The 14,000-nt window shown below is 55.5% G+C and carries 12 protein-coding genes; 4 read left to right on the top strand and 8 right to left on the bottom strand.

Annotation, left to right across the window (positions count from 1 at the left end; genetic code table 11):
• Positions 1-135: 135 nt before the first annotated feature.
• Positions 136-1,263 carry a hypothetical protein gene (locus tag APH28_RS00150; protein WP_060506983.1) on the bottom strand — a complete coding sequence of 376 codons (1,128 nt, stop codon included), beginning with the start codon at positions 1,261-1,263 and terminating at the stop codon, positions 136-138.
• A 596-nt stretch (positions 1,264-1,859) separates the two neighbouring features.
• On the opposite strand from APH28_RS00150, the gene APH28_RS00145 reads away from it, so the two are divergent.
• Together APH28_RS00145 and APH28_RS00140 are read left to right on the top strand one after the other, a co-directional pair.
• Positions 1,860-6,344 (top strand): protein NO VEIN domain-containing protein, encoded by a 4,485-nt coding sequence (locus tag APH28_RS00145; protein ID WP_060506981.1) that lies wholly within the window; start codon positions 1,860-1,862, stop codon positions 6,342-6,344.
• 205 nt (positions 6,345-6,549) lie between these two features.
• The gene (locus APH28_RS00140; RefSeq protein ID WP_060506979.1) at positions 6,550-7,170 is read left to right on the top strand and encodes a 3'-5' exonuclease; all 621 of its coding nucleotides are present in this window, start codon (positions 6,550-6,552) and stop codon (positions 7,168-7,170) included.
• Positions 7,171-7,250: 80 nt separating this feature from the next.
• Here APH28_RS00140 and APH28_RS00135 read toward each other — a convergent pair whose 3' ends face one another.
• Positions 7,251-7,739 (bottom strand): hypothetical protein, encoded by a 489-nt coding sequence (locus APH28_RS00135; protein ID WP_060506977.1) that lies wholly within the window; start codon positions 7,737-7,739, stop codon positions 7,251-7,253.
• Between the two features lie 288 nt (positions 7,740-8,027).
• On the opposite strand from APH28_RS00135, the gene APH28_RS00130 reads away from it, so the two are divergent.
• Positions 8,028-8,504, top strand: a complete 477-nt coding sequence (locus APH28_RS00130; protein ID WP_060506975.1) for a helix-turn-helix domain-containing protein — start codon at positions 8,028-8,030, stop codon at positions 8,502-8,504.
• 48 nt (positions 8,505-8,552) lie between these two features.
• Here the strand turns inward: APH28_RS00130 and APH28_RS00125 are convergent, their stop codons facing one another.
• Complete coding sequence (locus tag APH28_RS00125; RefSeq protein ID WP_256248176.1) at positions 8,553-9,608, bottom strand: methyltransferase; 1,056 nt, start codon at positions 9,606-9,608, stop codon at positions 8,553-8,555.
• 352 nt (positions 9,609-9,960) lie between these two features.
• Positions 9,961-10,140, bottom strand: coding sequence for a hypothetical protein (locus APH28_RS00120; RefSeq protein WP_060506973.1), 180 nt, complete (start codon positions 10,138-10,140; stop codon positions 9,961-9,963).
• Between the two features lie 207 nt (positions 10,141-10,347).
• Here APH28_RS00120 and APH28_RS00115 point away from each other — a divergent pair, with 207 nt between their 5' ends.
• Positions 10,348-10,761 carry a helix-turn-helix domain-containing protein gene (locus APH28_RS00115; protein ID WP_082432227.1) on the top strand — a complete coding sequence of 138 codons (414 nt, stop codon included), beginning with the start codon at positions 10,348-10,350 and terminating at the stop codon, positions 10,759-10,761.
• A 99-nt stretch (positions 10,762-10,860) separates the two neighbouring features.
• Here the strand turns inward: APH28_RS00115 and APH28_RS28505 are convergent, their stop codons facing one another.
• The 4 genes from APH28_RS28505 to APH28_RS00095 form a co-directional block, all read right to left on the bottom strand.
• Positions 10,861-11,508, bottom strand: coding sequence for a hypothetical protein (locus APH28_RS28505; RefSeq protein WP_156340840.1), 648 nt, complete (start codon positions 11,506-11,508; stop codon positions 10,861-10,863).
• A 213-nt stretch (positions 11,509-11,721) separates the two neighbouring features.
• Complete coding sequence (locus tag APH28_RS00105) at positions 11,722-12,585, bottom strand: IS3 family transposase (RefSeq protein WP_004577668.1); 864 nt, start codon at positions 12,583-12,585, stop codon at positions 11,722-11,724.
• Positions 12,582-12,875 (bottom strand): IS3 family transposase, encoded by a 294-nt coding sequence (locus APH28_RS00100; protein ID WP_023661668.1) that lies wholly within the window; start codon positions 12,873-12,875, stop codon positions 12,582-12,584. Before APH28_RS00100 ends, APH28_RS00105 begins: the two co-directional genes overlap by 4 nt.
• The gene (locus tag APH28_RS00095) at positions 12,841-13,929 is read right to left on the bottom strand and encodes a nucleotidyltransferase (protein WP_060506969.1); all 1,089 of its coding nucleotides are present in this window, start codon (positions 13,927-13,929) and stop codon (positions 12,841-12,843) included. The genes APH28_RS00100 and APH28_RS00095 overlap by 35 nt, the downstream gene beginning before the upstream one ends.
• Positions 13,930-14,000 lie beyond the last annotated feature (71 nt).

The raw sequence follows: 14,000 nt of genomic DNA, 5'->3' as shown, positions 1-14,000 counted from the left end.
TCTCTCTTGCTGTCTGATGATTGCTGAGCGCCAGCCAGGCCTAAGATCCAGCCATCGCCCGTCACGTGAAAGTAGTCCACCGTATGCACTCCGATGTGCAGGCAGGCTGGAAGGTATTGCTCACTGGCAGATCTGTCACCAGTTGAGCTCGCTGACGTTGAATTCGAACACCCGATTGCCTTCTTGGTAGAACTCCGCCTCTATGTAGACTTTGTTGACTTTCCTGACCTGCGCTATGAACTGCTTGTGATTGGTAATGAACAGGAGATTCGTGCTGTGATCGCTAGGCTCCGAAGCGCTGAGCCGCTGAGGTGCACCCTCTCCATAGCGCACTCGAAGGTTGCAGTTGTCGTAACCGCAGACGAACTGTCCTTTCTCCAGCGAGACGTATGCCGACTCGCCCCAGCGGGGATGCTTACGCAGGCTGAGCTTGCCGCGCTGAGAGCCGTTGTACGGGAAACCAAAATCCACGGAATTCGTCGAATCGACCACCGCGAATTTGATCTTTTTGCCCGTCATTGAGTCATCCGACTCCACGTAGTTCCATAGCAGGCCGGCATTGCGCTGCGTCTCTCGGGCCTCATGCTCGGCAGCCTTTTGCTTGGCAATAGCTTCCTGATCGGTAACGAGCTGGGCGAGGCGTTTAGCCTCTGAAATATAGCGAGCGTTGTCAGGCTCCAGGGCGGCCAGTTGGCGATAGGTGCTGGCGAGCTCTTGGTATTGCTGTGGTTTCAACGTTTTCAGCGTGGCTACAAGGGAAGCTTTGCGCTGTTGATCCAGGAGTGATTTTTCGCCCTCCAATGCAGTTTTTGCGATTGCATCCACTTCCGCATCTCCCAGCCCCTGGTACTTTCGGGCCAGCACCGCCGCTGCTTGATAATCCTTGTTCGCCACCTTGCCCTGCATCTCTTGCAGAATTTGCGGGCGATGAGCTGCCAAATACTCACGCTGCTCCTGGGCTTCCTTCTCCGCTTGTTGCTTCTGATCAGCAGCGGCCCTCACTTCTCGGTCTATGTTGTCCTGCTTCAACTGTGCGTTGAGCGCGGCGTTCGACAGAACGATAAGTCCTATGAGGCCCAGAAATCGAAAGGCTGGCGTTAGTGGTTTGCCTGTCTTGGCGGTAAACCAATCGTTGACTGGCGGCAGGAACAGCAGCGCAGCTATCAACATGGCCAAGCCTGCCAACAGGCTCGTCGTCGCCATCCCGATCGCCGCGATAAGCAGCATGCTGAAGAGGCAGTACATCACCAGCAGTGAAATCAACCTACGCATCCTTGCCTCGCTTGTCCTGGATTGGTTCCGTGCGCCACTACCGGCCTTGAGTGCAATATGAGGCGCGCCCTGGGTCACCATCGGTGGCTACAGGCCAGCATTTTTCGCACAGGCTCCGAGAGAACGCAATCAGTCACGGTTGCCCAGTGCGATACCTTGCAGCGTTTGACGCCGCGCCGGATCCAGATATGAGTTCAGTGGCTGATTGACGCCCCACGAAAAAGGCTATGGATAAAGCCGTTGATGAGTTTCCCCGCAACAGCTACCCGTCCACGTGTAGGCAAGTGCATTAGCAAAAAACACCTGCTCCGCCAGCGTGCGAGGTCAGCCAGGAGCCGCCGGCGACGGAGGCACTCAATCGCTAGTAGTGCCGATAGGCGCGCGTCATTGCGAAGGCCAATGGATGCGGGCGAAGGCCTGGACTCTGGCTTTTTTGGCAAGGTATGCAAATACGAACAGAGCAATCCTCTGGTCGCCCTCAGACATCAGTGGCGGCACTCATTTGAAGCGTACTGCATCCATGGAACTCGCCCCAAAGCCGGTCTATGCTCGACCGATCTCAAAATGCCTTCATGGAGTAGTCCATTATGGACGAGCAACTCGGACGCTTGCACGCTACAGCCTGCTTCAACTCAGCTTCTACCTTCAAGGAAACGACGCTGCGCAGCAAAGCGTATGCGAATGCCGCGTTAACTGAGTTTGTTAAGCTTCAGCGCGAGCAGCCCGAGATCCTGACCACCCTCCTCAAGGGCGGCAATCAGGGCGCCAAACGGTTGAATACCGACCCCTACCAAGGGCTTCGCGAGGTTATCCAGAATGCTGATGACCTTGATGCCACTGCCGTGCAGTTCGGGGTGCAAACGGTTCAAGGCAATAAGCAGCTGGTGATCGTCCATAACGGTCTGCCCGTTGAACTGCCCCACGTGCTACCGATGATCTACCCGTTCTATTCCACCAAGCAGCAGTCAGCGGTGCTTAAAGGGCGGTTCGGGATCGGCCTCAAAACCCTCACCCAGCTCGGCGACAACCTGACAGTCCACAGCGCCCCCTTCCATTTCGGCTCACGCGATGACCACGTGGCCATGGTGGAGGAAGCCGAGGCGATCAGGGGTTTTTACGACCCCAACGCCGGTCATACCATGGTGAGCGTCGATCTCTCTCCAGACTATGACATCGATTCTCTGGAAGCCTGGTTCGATGATTGGGCCCCCAGTGACTTGGTTTTCCTGGATAACGTCCGCGCGATCACCTTATTCGATCTGGATGAGGGCATTTCGCTCAAGCATCTTGCAATCCAGCAGACTCAACCCGATCGCCATTTCAAACTCGCACTTGGTAAGCAGCAGAGCCGTGTCACTCACTCAACCTTCCTGGTGGACGACAACCTTTGGGAGCGCTTCGTTTGTGACGTGAAGGTTCCAGCCGGTAAGGCACGCGCTGCCAAGGCGACCGGCGATTTCACGCCCATTGGTGTTGCGATACCGGTAGATGGTAGGGCTCATGGACGAATCCACATCGCGCTGCCCACCAAGATTCACACCAATGCGGCGTTTTCTCTGGACGCACAGTTTGACCCGTCCACCTCCCGAGAGGACATGATTCACGGCGCCTGGAACCAGTGGTTGACTGAGGCATCCGGGCAGTTTTTAGGTGAGCTGGCCATCTATCTAGCCCAGCAACGCAATACGCTTGCTTGGCTGGCCATCCCTGTCGGCGCGAAGACGGACAGCAGTTCGGACTGGCTCAACAAATTGTTCCATGAACAATGGAGCAAAGCGATTGAGGCTTTCAAAGCGTGTCCCACCCTCATTGATGGCCGCTATGCGCTGAGTCAGATTTCGTACTGCGATGAGTCGATCGACGGGATGCTGACGGAAGCTGACCACCTCGCGGTGAGCGGGTTGCCGATGCTGCCCGAGTGGATGCGGGACAGAGATGGACGTTGGCGTGTCGTCCTGAAAGCGCTCTCCATTTCACACGCTCTCGCGCTTGCGGATGTATTCGAACACTGTGACCAGGACGGATTCGAGCAAAAATCGCCGGCGTGGTTCCTGGACATGGCTATAAAATGCCTCGAACTGGACGAAGACTATCTGCTGCTGGGCGCTCAATGGGTGCCGCTTGCAAGCGGGCGGCGTACACAAGCCAAAGCCGAAGACGAAGCCGACTCGTGGCTAACGGGGCAGCCACCCGCAATTGGCTTTGCAGCTCGCCATCATCTGACGAATGTAGTTCACCCTCTTCTGCTTGCTACACCGTACGCCTCCCTCATCGAGTGGCTATCAGAGAACGCCAATTACAAGACAGCCGTAGCCGCCCAGGACGTGCTTGAAGCGTTTGCCAGGCGATTCGCGCAAGATCCCATCACAGCCGATAAACAAGACCTACTCGATCTGCGAGACCTGTTTGAGCACGTTGATACCAAGAACAGTGACTTGGGCTCGGAGGTAGGCGCGGCACTGCTGATTGACGCGTTCAGCTATGTTGCACTCGAGGATGGTCGATCAACAGTTTCGAAGGTGCTCGCCTCGCCGACCAGCGTATACCTGCCAGCCTCCATCGCTGATTCGCAAGATACGTGGTCGAAGGCAGCTGGAACCACCCCTGAGCTGCTATGGGCGTCCCCCAGCTATGCCGAGGTGTTCAAAATCAGCAGAGCAGAACAACGGGGCATCCAGGGCGATTCAGTTGCTACCAGTCGAAAGCGAGGTGTAAAGCGCTTTCTGTCACTGCTGGGCGCCGAGGTTTCTCCTCGCCTTGTTGAAGCCACGACGGACTCCGCACACATCGTGCTCCCGTCCCAATATGCAGCACGCCGTTTCCTGGGCCGAGCACGCGGCGGCCTGCGGCGTGATTTCGCCTCGCCTGATCTTGATGCCGTCATACGCCACATTCGCCAGAGCCCAGCCCAACCTGTATCGCGCAGAGGCGGAAAATCTCGTGCTTCGGCGCCAGTGGCCGCCCCCACCGCCGTTGAAAGAGCGATAGCCCTGTTTCGCTGTATCGACAGCAACTGGCTCTCCTTCGAGCCGTATAGCAGAACCTTCGCTTACCGAGAAAGCGGCAGGAGCGATAGCTCGCCGGTGCCCACCACGTGGCTCGGAAGGTTGATTGACAATGCGTGGTACCCCAACTACGCAGGTACACCGTGTAAACCTGGCACCCTCATCGTCGAGACGAAGGTCACACTCGCGATGTACGAGCATCACACGGATTTTGCCAGTGGCTTGACAGAAACCGACGCCAATAGCGAATTTGCGCGCGCGCTGGGAATGCGCGTCAATCCGCCCGTTTCACAGCTGGTAGCGGCTCTTGAGCGTGCCAGGAGCACGTCGTCATCTGATGACGTCAGCCTGATGAGGTTGTACAAGGCTCTGGCTGGTCATTGCCCACAGGGCGGTTCTACCGTCGCGCATGAAGCGATGATCGGCGACATGCAGGCGGGAAGCCTACGTGGCAAATTTGGCATTCAGCGCTCTCAAAAAGGGCTGATTGCGCCCTGCGTCACAACCTCCAGGGGCAGCAAGGAATGGTTCAGCATGCGAGCGGTCTTTGCCGGCAAAGACATCTTCCATGGCAGACAACCTTTCGTTCTGTATGACCGCAGCCTTACCCCTTTGTGGAACGCGTTGGGCATCAGTCATCCTGACTTGAAAAGCTGTATTCGTGAGCTGGAATCCCTAGCGAAAACCGCGTACGACCCGAAGCACGACGCATTGTTGCTGGACATCTATCGGCACATGGACAGGCAGCTGGACAAAGCGACTGCCGCAGATCGTCGAAGCCTGAGCCTGCTGCCATTACGGTCAGGCGATACCTGGACAACCAAGCGTCCTCTGTATTACTCACACTACTCAAATCTTCGATCCGAAAAGATCGCCTTGTGGACGCCACCCTGTGCGGCTGACACCATTTCTCGATTCGTGAACGCTGCGGGCCTGGAGCGACTCCCATTCGCTGCAGCTGCCCCGGCGAAAACGAATGTGACCAATGACGAGCTCGAATTCCGTTTCCAAGCTGCACTTCGCATACTGAAAGCTGATCTTGCGAGAGATGATGAGCGCTCTTACAAAGCGATGGAGCCTTGGAATCGGTTTGAAAACGCGACACTCAATATGCATCTGCCAGGACAGCTGATCGTTAACGCAGCCCCCCAGGGGGCGCGGCAAATTTCTATTCAGCTACATGCCTACTCCCACTTATCCGATCTCGCGGTGCATTTCGATGACGAGAAATTCATCGGCAGGAGCGAGTATGGGGGCGTCGCGATCGCGGGTCTGGGCGATGGTACGTGCATGCGTGAAATTGCGCTCGCGTGGGTTTCCGCCTGGGCTACCAGCCAAGACCGGGAATACTTCCCCGACATCAATCTGGCGACTGATGCTGAGGAGACCAGTCTTGACATGTTGATTGCCGAACAGGAGCGTTTGAAAGGCAGTAATCGTAAACGCATCATCAAGCGGGATGCCGGCGCTACGTCTATCACGGACAGTGCTGAGCGCCCCATCCAGACACGTAAGCTGAAGGCGCTGCCTCACGACTTCCAATTTACTGTCGAAACCGTAGATGGGAGCAGCCTTGCACATAAGGGGCCGCAGCCGCGCAAAACTGACCCTTTGTCAAAGCCGCCCGTTACACCCAAAAGAGCACCTTCTACGTCGGTGCCAGAAAGCGCCTACAAGCAGTACTCCTCCGCAGAATTGCAGACCAAAGCGTGGGCTTATCTGGAAGCTTCGTTGCAGCGGGACGATGCTGTGCTGGTTGATTTACAGTCCTGCAGAGGAATCGGTGCTGACGGAGCTTTGGATAAGAGCACATTCATCGAGATGAAGTCGTTCGCTCGCGGAGCGCCTGGTGAAATCACCCTCACCGAAGCCGAGTTCCGCCGCGCTGAAGAAAGCAAAACCAACTTCTACCTGGTCATCGTCTCTGGCCTGGAGGAAGGATATGAGACTGAGCTTCGCATCTATATCAATCCAACCAAAAACCTTCCCTGGACACCTAAAGGTCAGGTGGCTATAGGGGGGCTGGCCAAAGGGGCTGCCTTGGTGCTTAAAGAAACCGCGGATTGATCCGCGGGCGTGATGCTGGCTCCCGCGCCGACTCACAAAGAAGGCGCTGGTGCCTAAGGTAAGTGGGGGCTTTCGAAAACTGAGCTTCTCGCTTCGTGAGCGATTGTTCGTTCACAAGACGCCTCGGTGGCGCATTGGTTCAGGCATTGCCAGCGTTGCCGAGAACTGGATAGCCTGATGAAACCGACTGATCGAGCGCAATTCCATGCCCCACCATTATCCTCAAGAGAATATTCAGCAATGCATCAGCCGCTATCGGTACCTCTTCTGCGTAGACCTCGAAGCCACCTGCGATGATGTGGGGCAGGACGAGCCTGCCAGGCCGCTGATCGTAACGCCTGATGAAATGGAGACAATTGAGCTTGGTCTAGTGGTAGTGGATCAGCGAGAACACCGTGTGGTGGACAGCTTTCAGAGCTTCATCCGACCACGCCTGCACCCCCTCCTCACATCATTTTGCAAAGCACTCACCACGATCAACCAACGCGATATTGATACAGCGCCAGGGTTTGTCGAGGTCATGCAGCAGGTTGATGATTTCTCGAGGAGCTACGAAAACGCTGCCTGGGTATCCTGGGGTAAATACGACGCTACCCAGATTCGGCGCGATGGGAGAATCAATCAGAGCTCCAGCATTCTGGAGGCTCTCGCGCATTACAACGTCAAGGACTGGTTTGAGCAGGTCTATGCGAAGCGGCCAGGTGGCTTGAAGCCCAGCGTGGAGCAGTTGGGGTTGCCTTGGTCAGGAACGTACCATCGCGGAATCGATGATGCGAGAAACGTAGCGGCGATCGTTCTTCATTTGATCGAAAAGTCTGTCCGCTGAACGCGCCACCAGATCTTTTCCCTGAGACTGTAAGTGATGGCCGCGCTGGGATTGTGCCAGCGCGGAACAAGAGTCCCTAGTCAGCTCGCGAAGCCTTGCTGATCGAGGTGCTCACGCAGGAACTTCTCGTTGAGCACTTTAGGGAACGACACTGCGAGCTTCCACATGACGTAGACGAAGCCGATTGGCACGATGACCCCGAGATACCCTCCCATCAGCAGCCCCACGAAGCTAAGCGGTAAGAACAGTAAAAGGAGTACGAAGGCACTCAGGCGCATCTTTCTGATCCAGCTTGAGAATCCATTTTCCTCATAGATCTTCTGCCCGTCTGTAGTTTTCACCGCGAAGAGGATGTGCCCGAGGCGTCCCAGTTTGACGAAGAAAAATTGCCCTTCGATGCCCGGACGCAGGTAGGACTCAACCAACTGCCCTACCCCGACCTTCTTCATCAGTTTAGTAGCCCCGTTCTTTTGACTGAACCGGAGATAGGTGTACTCGGAGCCGTCAGGTTTGTCGCTTGAAGGGCCTACAACCTCGAGTTTCCCGGTGACGATGCTGACGTCGGACATGCTTCACTCCATTGGAAAGCGGCCTGATCTGGCATGTTCAATCACGCCCAGGCGAGCCCCAGCGTGCCGTGGTAGCTGTTACGCACGATCTGCTAGGGGCTTTTGAAGGGGTCTATTGATCATGCGGTCAGCGCCAGACATTAGGGGGGCGCTGTTACCGACCAGACGACAGCCCTTTAATCTGGAAGGCACATGGCATATGGCGCTTCGCCATACGCTAACAGGAACTATATTGCATAGTTCCGTAGGTGGCAATGTGGCTACATCCTCAGTTTTCGAGGATTACCCATGTCGCTCATGCGCCCGTTGGCTGCCGTGCTTCGGCTCGTTCGTGTCGCGCGAGGCCTGTCTCAAGAGCAGTTTTCCGGCGCAGTCGAGGCCAGACACATCCATAACCTGGAAAATGCGAAGGCAAGCGCGACGCTCGTCACGCTGGAAACTTTGGCTGGTCGACTCGGGATCGACCCGGTTGCACTGCTGGCGTACGCCTCGCGCTTGGAGCAAGGCGTGACGCCTGCTCAATATGTTGATTACTTGAATTCGGAGCTACAGAAAATCTCAGATCTGGGGATCGATGCCCAAATAGCTGACCATTATCGAGACGGCGATGTCGTCATCCAAACCCCTGGGCGTCGCACCGATCCTGCCAAGGTTCAAGCTGTTCTAGAGGCAAAAGCTGCTGGAAAATCCAAGCGAGAAATTTCCGAGAGCCTGGGGATTGCGCGGTCAACTGTTAATGACATTTGGAAAAAGTCAGACCTCTAAACCCTCGATTTTCTGATTTATTGCTGAGGATTTGCCCAGGCGAGTTCGCTAGCTACGGGAGGGCCATAATCCGTTAGCCTGCAGCAGTTGTGCTGTCGATACGCCATCGAGAAAACAGATACGGCAGGGCGCAACGAGATTTTGGGTGAACGCCAGTGCCAAGGCCTGTTTGCGCACCGCAGCGCCGATCTTGTGGCAGTGTTGAATTACATAGATCTGAGCGGGAATATTGAAGAGCCGGTAGAGCTGATCAGCATTTTTTCCCAGATCAGAGGGCTTCATTTCATGAAACCTGGCCGGCCCCTTCAGAAGGAACGCTCCGAGCTGGCGCTGGCCTCCAACGAGAAGGTTATTGGAGAGAAGATCACATTCTTCCCCTCCCCAGTCAGCCGGCACGTCGGGCTCCTCTAACAGGCTGCACAACAGCGCCTTCACGGTGCGTTCGGGCACTTCCTTCATTCTCTGAAATTCCGCTCCTCTTGGCATCCCGGAGCCATTAATGCTCGCGAACTGCTGGATTTCCTGAGGGCGCAACTCCAAGGTGGTGATGATGGGGGCGGGAAATGCAGGTGCTGCCTTGACCAGATCCCCTATGACGTACGGAACAGCACGGATGGTGTAGTCGTCAATTTGAGTGACATATCCAAAGATGAATAGGCGGGTCAGACCTTGCATGCGTGTGTAGGCGGTGTCGTTGATGAGTCCATTTTTCGTGAAATCGACGATCAGCTTTTTACCCGCCAAGGCATACTCAAGTCTGCCCGTGAGACACAGAGCGGGCGTCTTGTTGGCCCAGGAAAATCCTTTACCCGACACTTGGCCGTAGTGCATGAACAACGATCCTTCTGCGAGCTGGCCATCTCGCTCTAACTGGTCAAGCGTCTTGATCGAGCTCGTGGTTATCGCATCCAGAACGTAGGCGCCAAGCTCATTAGACAAGATGGCAGAGGCCATCGAGACATTCTGCCCCTGAAGCGCCATCCTCACGTATGAGGGCAGTTGTTGATTGTGGAGCAACGCTAGCACCCGATCACGACTGAGGTAGAAGCTCATCAGCTTCATACTACTGGTTGCGTGTTCTGCGAAGCGGGACGAAGGGATCATGGCAATTCCCGGTGGTTGAGGGTTGATAGATCATTCGATGGTTGTGTGGGGGAAAAAACAGGCTCGTCTACCGGGCGCCTGATCCTTCGAGGAATTGATCCCAGAGCGCTATGCAGTCACGCCCCAGCTGCAGGGCATCCATTGCGACGCCGTTGCTCATGACGACGTAGCTGCACTTCAGACCCTCGCCACCACCATCCCTTGCGTACCAGGTGGAGTACTCCACTCCACCGTTGGCAATTGACGGCTGACAGCCAGTCCGTGGTGCGCGCGTAAGCTTGCAGTGCTTTGAGCCGTTGGCCAGATCCGTGCAAATCTTCAAGGATTCATGACTGTTGATGAATGCGTCGATCTATCGGCTGTGCAGTGCTGCGCCGTGAATAGCCCAGTCTCGAACGTGGTAGCAGTGGATGAAAAAGGAGAGCATATCGTCAAGGTAGGCGTCCTCGTCATGACAGGCCGATGAGATCACCCCACTGTAAAAGCGCTCTATTTTTCCCAGGTAGCGCTTGGCTCTGTTCAGCTGCTCCATGACTGCGATCCTTTGCTCACTTTCATCTTTAGCCTCCGGTCAAAGGGTGCGAGACCGCTGCTCAGGCTCGAGCATTCTGCCACGGCGCTCACAGCGGCGTCGTGCGAACTCGTTAAGAGTACAAATGTACTCCTCCAGGCGTAAAAGGTATGATGAACGCGTAACAGCATGATGATCTGACCAGTAATCTCATTTTGGGAAAGATGGATGTCACTGAAATCTGCGTTTGCAAGCGTGCTTCGAGCGTTGCGTACGACGCGCAATATGAGTCAGCGGGGATTCGCTGAAGTCAGCAGCCGCACCTACTTGTCCAAGCTCGAAACCGGTAAATCCAGCATCACGTTGGACAAGCTCGAGCAATTGAGCCAGCACCTGGACTTAAGTCCCCTCACATTGCTCACGCTGACATTGAGTGAGAGTTCGGGTGAGTCGGTAGGGGAGCTGATCAGAAAATTGGAGTCTGAGCTGTCATCGCTCCACCAGGGTGACGGTCTTACCGGATTGCGGGTATCTGGAATGGAAAGCCCTACGATCAGCCAGAGAAATATGCCAGCGCGCCCCGCCACTCACCGATCGACCGGCTCCTCGGGCATGCAAACCGAGTTGGCGTTTGTGGATTAACGAAATACAGAGCCCGCAACACCTGATCGGGTCGACGTGGTGTCTGACCACATCGCAGGTAGGTGCCGCATCCTTATCGTGGCTAAAGGGCCCTTTCCATCACTCATCAAAAAGCTGGCTGTACGCAGTGCTGAGTTCTTGCTGGCTGAAGTCACTTGCAATGAGGCGGGCTTTGATGCCTGTGAGGCATGAGCCAAATGGCCTGGAACCGCAGCACGGGCACATCTTTGTGTCAGCCGCTGCAGCATCCATGAGGAGTAGCTTCAGCAGGGGCTCGAGTTGTGCCCGCTCTTCAAGTTGGAAAATATCCTGATAGTCCTCAGCCAGCCCAGCTGCCCCATGCTCAAGCTCTCCAAATGGAAAGACGTGCATGCCTTGCTCGCGCAGAACTCGTGTGTAGAGAAAAGGCACCACACAGCTTTCTGCGAAGGATTGCAGTGTCGTACTACCGCACATAGCAAGACGTTGGCGCAGTGGAGAACCCAGGCACAGCGAGTCGTCCGGATTTATATGGTTGGCTGCAATCCTGGGTATCCGTCCGCCCTCCTCGAAAACCTCTGGAAGCGCCGTTTTCAGCGGGGCACTGAGACTAATACGCAGCCAAAACTCATCTTCAATGTAAGAGAGGCGGCTCGACCGGGCTCGAAATCTGAAAAGTCCCGAGATGTGTTGGACGCCTCGGCTTACAGGGCCATATCCCATACCTGGGTTAGTCAGGAGAAAATCTTCAACGGAAGGGTCAATCACCGGCCTATCCCCCATGGCCGTGGAGGCGCTGTCACAAACGTGGTCGGCAGCGCGGCATAGGGCTCGTCCGTCCCGCCAAGACCCTCAAAAGGTAACAACTCACTCAGCTCAACCCCAAATTTTACTCTGACCCTACTCATCGCCTCCTGCTCGCTTTGCGCGGCTTTGATAAAGTCTGGGCCTGCCCCGTGACAGCGGACGCCAAGAAGCTTGCTACAGAGCCAACTGCCTTAAGCCTTTTGCGTATTCGTTAGGTGAACGGTAACCCAGTGCTGAATGCAGTCGACAGCTGTTGTAAAACCCATGGATGTAGCTGGCAATTGCCAGGTGAGCCTGTTTCTTTGTGGGGTAGACCGCGCAGGCTTCCTCTCTCTTCAATGTAGCGAAGAAACTTTCAGCTACGGCGTTATCCCAGCAGTTTCCTCTCCGACTCATGCTTTGCGCGAAGCCCTTCTTGGCCAAAGCGAGACGAAACCTGCTGCTCGCGTACTGGCGCCCTTGATCGGAATGGAAAATCACTCCGTAGACGCCCAAACATGCGTTCCAGGCGTTCATAAAAGCGCGCTCGACCAAGTCGTCAGGCATCCTGTCCGCCAGGCTGTAACCTAGCACCTGGCGGGTTTGGATGCTCAGTACCACTGCCAGATAAAGCCAGCCCTCTTTCGTAGCGATGTAAGTGATATCACTGACCCAGGCTGGGGTGGAGCTTTGAACGGAGAACTGACGACCCAATAAATTGCTCGCCACTGGCAGCGCATGGTGACTGTCGGTGGTGCACGGCCTGAAACCGCCCTTGGATCGGCCTTGTATGTGCTCTTCATGCATCAGCCGATCAACGCGCTTATGACCTACCGCATAGGCCTGCTGCCTTAGCGCCTCGACTAGCCGTGGTCGGCCATAAGTCTTGCGGCTAGCCGCGTAAACCTTGTGTAGATCGATGCGTATTTGTGCATCCGGATCTGGACGGCCTTGGCGATGCTGATAGTCGTAAAACCCTGAAACCGAGACACCCATTACCCGGCACAACAGACGCACCGGGAACTGAGCCCGTTCTTCAGCGACGAAGGCGTATCTCACCTGGACTCTTTGGCAAAGAATACCGCCGCCTTTTTTAGGATTTCACGCTCCAGTTTCAGCTCGGCGTTCTCGGCTCGCAATCGTGCTAACTCGCTGTCCTCTCTGGTGATTGCGCGACGGTCAGGAGAGCTCAACGGCTGGCCGTTGCGGGAAGCGTTGACCCAGTTGTCCAACGTCTTCACAGACATCTCCAGCTGGCGAGCAGCTTCCGTCCTGCCAAGCGTTTCAGCCAGCGCAACGGCCTGAATCTTGAACTCATCGGTGTAATTGCGGCGAGTGGTTGGGTACATGACAACCTCCAAGATAGCGATGTAAGTATCGCTTCTTGGCGTCCGTTGTCACGGGGCAGGCCCAGTCGATGTCCTTTCCCAGCTGTATGACCCAATTGTGGAAATTCTGCTTGAGTTGAAGGTCAGCGTAGCGAGGATCATCCCAGCGGTCGGCGAAGTTCTCATTGGGGTCGACTGGATTCCTCAGGACATGCACATTGCTCCCAATGAAGCTGCGTAGCCCCGCCATTGCCATTTCCAACGTCTGCTCCAGAGATTGTGCAGGTTGGTATGCCTGTGCAGCGATCGTTGTAATGATCACAGAAATGGGCTTGCTGTCGGGTTCGAGTTTGAACATTACGTCGCGATGTCGCTTGAGTAGCTGGATAACACGCTGCAGGTTGGTGGATTGACTGAAATAGGGAACAGCTTCGACAAACGCCTCAGCCGAATACACTGAGTTGAGGTTCTGTGACCGGGCCGCAAACCATCGAGCGTACCCATCAGGGTTACTCACCAGCCAGTTCCTATCAATCTGCTCAAACGTGGCACTTTCATTGTCCGTGATCAGAACGGCCAACGACGCAATGCTTTGAGCCTCCTCGGTTGCGGTACCAATGCTCTCCATCGAGGCGACCAACAGGCTTCGCTGCTTTTCGTGAGCGGGAATGCAAGGCACGATATCCAAATGAAAGCTTGGGTATAGAAGTCGCCAGCAGCGATGCTTCTCCTCAAGGGGCTCTGCTATACCGGTGTGGAGGCGATAGAGCTCCAACTCGCGCTCAAGCATCAGCTTGATCTGCTTCTGGGTATGCGTGTCGATCGAAACGTCCTTGCGGAATTTGAACGCAAAGTCGAGATCGTAGCTATCTGCAGGATTTACCGGTGAAACTGCGGTTCCCAAAGCAAATGATCCCTGAGGGAACGCGTGTATATCATTGTCCTTAAGAGGGGAATCGTCCCGCTCGAGCCACTTTCCAAACCCCTGGTAGCGATCCACTGCGGTTTCATATGCATCCAGCGGCAGGGCTGAGTGGGCGACGATGTTGGTCAGTATGCTTTCAAAGCGAGACATGGGGGTCATCCTGGATAACGGTTACAGCGCAGGACGTCCTAGCCGACCGCGCACTTGGTGTGTGAGCCTAT

The organism is Pseudomonas sp. NBRC 111124 (genome assembly GCF_001320245.1).
GTDB lineage: Bacteria > Pseudomonadota > Gammaproteobacteria > Pseudomonadales > Pseudomonadaceae > Aquipseudomonas.
Note: the sequence above shows the minus strand (reverse complement) of the source record. Positions and strands in the feature narration are given on the sequence as shown.